5 protein-coding genes and 1 pseudogene are annotated in these 4370 nt (G+C 64.4%); 5 read left to right on the top strand and 1 reads right to left on the bottom strand.

The window, feature by feature from the left end; genetic code table 11:
- From EN749_RS31570 to EN749_RS31550, 5 genes are all read left to right on the top strand, one after another.
- A partial coding sequence (locus EN749_RS31570; RefSeq protein ID WP_128364625.1) for a cystathionine beta-lyase occupies window positions 1–1048 on the top strand: 1048 nt, incomplete at its 5' end.
- A 130-nt stretch (window positions 1049–1178) separates the two neighbouring features.
- A complete protein-coding gene (locus EN749_RS31565; protein ID WP_127810815.1) occupies window positions 1179–2240 on the top strand; it encodes an HPP family protein in 1062 nt (353 codons plus the stop codon).
- A gap of 133 nt (window positions 2241–2373) precedes the next feature.
- A complete protein-coding gene (locus EN749_RS31560; RefSeq protein ID WP_127810816.1) occupies window positions 2374–3048 on the top strand; it encodes an RNA polymerase sigma factor in 675 nt (224 codons plus the stop codon).
- A gap of 115 nt (window positions 3049–3163) precedes the next feature.
- The gene (locus EN749_RS31555; RefSeq protein WP_128364624.1) at window positions 3164–3688 is read left to right on the top strand and encodes a DUF4142 domain-containing protein; all 525 of its coding nucleotides are present in this window, start codon (window positions 3164–3166) and stop codon (window positions 3686–3688) included.
- 11 nt (window positions 3689–3699) lie between these two features.
- A complete protein-coding gene (locus tag EN749_RS31550) occupies window positions 3700–4008 on the top strand; it encodes a cupredoxin family copper-binding protein (protein ID WP_127810818.1) in 309 nt (102 codons plus the stop codon).
- 110 nt (window positions 4009–4118) lie between these two features.
- Here the strand turns inward: EN749_RS31550 and EN749_RS31545 are convergent.
- Window positions 4119–4370 (bottom strand): annotated as a pseudogene (locus tag EN749_RS31545) (enoyl-CoA hydratase); the annotation flags it as partial.

The raw sequence follows: 4370 nt of genomic DNA, 5'->3' as shown, positions 1-4370 counted from the left end.
CGACGCGGCTTCGATGGCGGCGCGCACCCAGAAATACACTTACGGCACGCGCGGCACACCGACGACCGATGCGCTTGCCCATGCCATAGACGCGCTGGAAGGCTCGGCAGGCACGATCCTGGTGCCGTCGGGCCTTGCGGCGGTGACGGTGCCGCTGCTCGCCTTCGTCTCGGCCGGCGACCATCTGCTGATCGTCGATACCGTCTATCATCCAACCCGCAATTTCGCTGACACGATGCTGAAGCGGCTGGGCGTCGAGGTCGAGTATTACGCCCCCGATGTCGGCGCCGGCATCGCGGCGTTGATCAAGCCCAACACCAAGGTGGTGTTCACGGAATCGCCGGCCTCCAACACGTTCGAGGTGCAGGACATCCCGGCCATCGCCAAGGCGGCACACGCCGCGGGAGCCATCGTCATGATGGACAATACGTGGGCGACGCCACTCTATTTCCGTCCGCTCGACCACGGTGTCGACATCTCGATCCATGCGGCGACCAAATACCCGGCCGGCCATTCCGACGTGCTGCTCGGCACGGTGTCGGCCAATGAGAGCTGCTGGACGCACCTCTACGAAAGCTTCTGCACGCTTGGCTGTTGCGCCGGACCCGACGACGTCTACCAGGTGCTGCGTGGCCTGCGCAGCATGGGCGTGCGCCTCGAACACCATCAGCGCAGTACGCTTGCCATCGCCTCCTGGCTCGAGGGCCAGAAGGGCGTGGCGCGCGTGCTCCACCCGGCCCTGCCCAGCCATCCGGACCACGCTCTGTGGAAGCGAGATTTCTCCGGCTCCAGCGGCATCTTTTCCATCGTTCTTGCCGGTGGCGGCCAGAAGCAGCAGCACGCCTTTCTCGACGCGCTGCGGATCTTCGGCCTCGGCTATTCCTGGGGCGGCTATGAGAGCCTTGCCGTACCGGTCTGGCTCGGCGACCGCGTCGTTCCAAAAGCGCCCTATGAGGGTCCGTTGATCCGCCTGCAGATCGGCCTCGAGGACGTCGACGACCTGAAGGCCGACATCTCGCGCGGCCTGACCGCCGCGGCGGCTGCGTAGCGGAATTCTATTCCCTAAAATTGCGGTTTACCGGATCAGTTTGGCTTTCAAATTCAACGATGCCGCGTCATTGCGGTGCGATCAGCACATTTTCGACTTCCCCTGGAATACCGGCAGAGTTTTCGACCCCATGGCTTTCCGCCTTTTTGTTCCCATTCTTGCCGGTGCGACGCTGCGCGAGCGTCTCGTCGCCTGTATCGGCGCGACGATCGGCATTGCACTCACCGGCGTGATCGCCAGCCTTGTGCTCGGCAACGGCCCGCATGTGCCACTGCTGGTGGCGCCGATGGGGGCGTCGGCGGTGCTGCTGTTCGCCGTGCCCGCCAGTCCGCTGGCACAGCCATGGTCGATCATCGGCGGCAACACGATATCGGCGCTGGTCGGCGTGATCGTGGCGCATTTCATCCACGAAACCGCCCTTGCCAGCGGCATCGCGGTGGCACTGGCCATTGCCGCCATGTCGTTCACGCGCTGCCTGCATCCGCCGGGCGGAGCGGCCGCGCTGACCGCGGTGCTGGGAGGGCCTGCCGTCATCAGCGCCGGCTTCCTGTTTCCATTCGTGCCGGTGGCGCTGAACTCGATCCTGCTGGTGGCGCTCGGCTACGGCTTCCACAGGCTGGCCCGGCGCAATTATCCGCATGTGCCGGTTGCAGCGCCGGCGAACAGCCACGGCACCGGCGATCCGCCGGCGCAACTGCGCGTCGGCTTCCGCTCCGAAGACATCGATGCCGCGCTTGGCGCACTCGACGAGACGTTCGATATCGATCGCAACGATCTCGACCGGCTGCTGCGGCAGGTCGAATTGCAGGCGATGGTGCGCGCGCACAAGACCCTTCTGTGCGAGGACATCATGTCGCGCGATGTCATCTCGGTCGATGCTCACACCTCGACCGAGGCGGCGCGCCAATTGCTGCTTGACCACAACATCCGGACCCTGCCGGTCGTCAATGCTGAAGCCAGGCTGGCAGGGACCGTGGGATTGCGCGAACTCACCCAGGCCTTTGGGACGGTCGGATCCGTTATATCGCCCGCGGCAACAGCCGCCGCAGGCTTTGCCGCCATGGGTCTGCTGCCGGTGCTCACCGACGGCCGCAGCCATGCGGTCATCATCGTCGACGACGACAAGCGGATTCTCGGGCTGATCACCCAGACCGATCTGTTGGCGGCCACGGCGCGCCTGCAGGCTGCCTGACAAGCCTTCGCTCGCACTGTAGGGTAGCGGCCGCCGGACCCGGCAGAAAATCTTCGGGAACCTTCTGCCGGCGACAGCGTCCAATCTCCCGATCGAGAATCTTGGTTCGGAGATTGGGTTGAGGAAACTGGCGATGCCTGCTGTGTTGACGGCCGTGCCTTCCGCTGTGCCAGGCGAGATGCAGCTTGTGCACCGCGCGCTGGCGCGCGACGACGACGCCTTCCGCACCATCATCAAGACACATAATCAGCGGCTCTACCGGATCGCGCGCGGCGTCGTGCGCAATGACAGCGAGGCCGAGGACATCGTCCAGGAGGCCTACCTCAAGGCTTTCGCCCATCTCGATGCGTTTCGCGGCGACTCCTCGCTCGCCACATGGCTGTCGCGCATCGTCATCAACGAGGCGCTCGGCCGCCTGCGCAAAAGGCGCAGAACGGTGGCAATGCCGGAAAATCCGCAAGCCGAGATCATCCGGTTCCCCCTCCACCCCAGCGACGATCCGGAACGGACGATGGCGCAAAGGCAGATCCTCCAACTGGTCGAACAGGCCACAGACAGCCTTCCCGACGTCTACCGGACGGTGTTCGTAGCGCGGGTGATCGAGGGGCTGAGCATCGAGGAGACCGCCGATCTCCTCGGCGTGCGGCCGCAAACCGTCAAGACAAGGCTGCACCGCGCCCGCGCCCTCGTGCGCAAGGCGCTGGACGATCAGATCGGGCCGGTGCTGCTCGATGCCTTCCCCTTCGCCGGCCGGCGTTGCGAACGACTGACCAGCGCGGTCATGCGGCGGCTCGGGCTGGAAAGCTGAGCCTCACCGGATTCAATTGATTTTGGCGGGAACGTTTGCCGCTGGCCAGCATCCAACGACCGTCAACCGAAAACACAGTCCGGCGAGATTTTCAGCGTCCGGCAAAGGAGATGCCATGTCCATCCGACACACTGCCGCGCTCGCCGCCCTGCTGCTGCTCGGCACCGCCCCGCTCGCACAAGCCGCCGACAAGCCAACCGATCCGCAGATCGCTCACATCGCCTATACGGCCGGGGTCATCGACATTGAAGCGGCCAAGCTGGCCATCGAAAAATCGAAGACCAAGGAGGTCGTGGATTTCGCCAACGACATGGTGCGCGACCACGAAGCCGTGAACGTGCAGGCGCTCGATCTGGTGAAGAAGCTCAAGGTCACGCCGGAAGACAACGCCACCAGCCAGGCGCTGACCAAAGCTGCGGCGGAGGAGCGGGCCAAGCTCGCCAAACTCGACGGCGCTGCCTTCGACAAGGCCTATGTCGATAACGAGGTCGCCTACCACAAGCAGGTCAACGGCGCGCTCGAAACCCTTTTGATCCCGTCGGCGCAGAATGCCGACCTGAAGAGCCTGCTGGAAACCGGCCTGAAGATTTTCCAGGGCCATGAGCAGCACGCCGAGCACGTCGCCGGCATGCTCAAGTAAGGACCGGGAGCATGCCGAAACGCCATCTGTGGATTGCGTTGACGCTGGCCGTCGGTACCGTTCCGGCGCGAGCAGAAACCATCCAGGTCATCATCGACAGGCTGGTGTTCTCGCCAGCCAGCGTCGAGGCCAAGGTCGGCGACACGATCGAGTGGGTGAACAAGGATGTGTTCGCCCACACGGCCACCGTGAAAGGCGGCTGGGAAGTGATGATCCCGCCGAAGAAATCCGCAAGCCTGACATTGAAGGCCGCGGGACCGGTCGACTATTTCTGCCGCTTTCACCCCAACATGAAAGGCCGTTTGGTGGTGGCGCCCTGATCCAACGCCAACGAGTGCATGTCGCCCAAAAGTGACCTCGGTTTTGGGAGAACGACATGCATAAAAACAAAGACCTGAAGCGGGTCGCCTGGCCTTTCAGGCGACCCGCTTCAGGCTCGCCTGGCCTCGTCGGGACGCGCGATATGCGTCCACGAGCCGTCATAGCCCGGCTCGCGGCGTGCCATCCAGGCATTCAGCCCTTCGCGCAGATCAGCGGTCGGGGCCATGCGGGCGAACTGCTCGGCCTCGACCAGCAACCCTTCGGCGATGCTCTGGTTGAGGCCGCGGGCCACTGCCGTGAGGATGCCGGCAATCGCCAGATCGGAGTGTCGCAGGATACGCCTGGCCAGGCCGATCGCGGC

It is taken from the genome of Mesorhizobium sp. M7A.F.Ca.ET.027.02.1.1 (assembly GCF_004022985.1).
Classification (GTDB): domain Bacteria; phylum Pseudomonadota; class Alphaproteobacteria; order Rhizobiales; family Rhizobiaceae; genus Mesorhizobium.
Note: the sequence above shows the minus strand (reverse complement) of the source record. Positions and strands in the feature narration are given on the sequence as shown.

What these genes read in the sequence shown, in the direction of transcription:
- EN749_RS31565 (WP_127810815.1), top strand. Translation starts at nt 1,179, where the DNA reads ATGGCTTTCCGCCTTTTTGTTCCCATTCTTGCCGGTGCGACGCTGCGC.
- EN749_RS31560 (WP_127810816.1), top strand. Translation starts at nt 2,374, where the DNA reads ATGCCTGCTGTGTTGACGGCCGTGCCTTCCGCTGTGCCAGGCGAGATG.
- EN749_RS31555 (WP_128364624.1), top strand. Translation starts at nt 3,164, where the DNA reads ATGTCCATCCGACACACTGCCGCGCTCGCCGCCCTGCTGCTGCTCGGC.
- EN749_RS31550 (WP_127810818.1), top strand. Translation starts at nt 3,700, where the DNA reads ATGCCGAAACGCCATCTGTGGATTGCGTTGACGCTGGCCGTCGGTACC.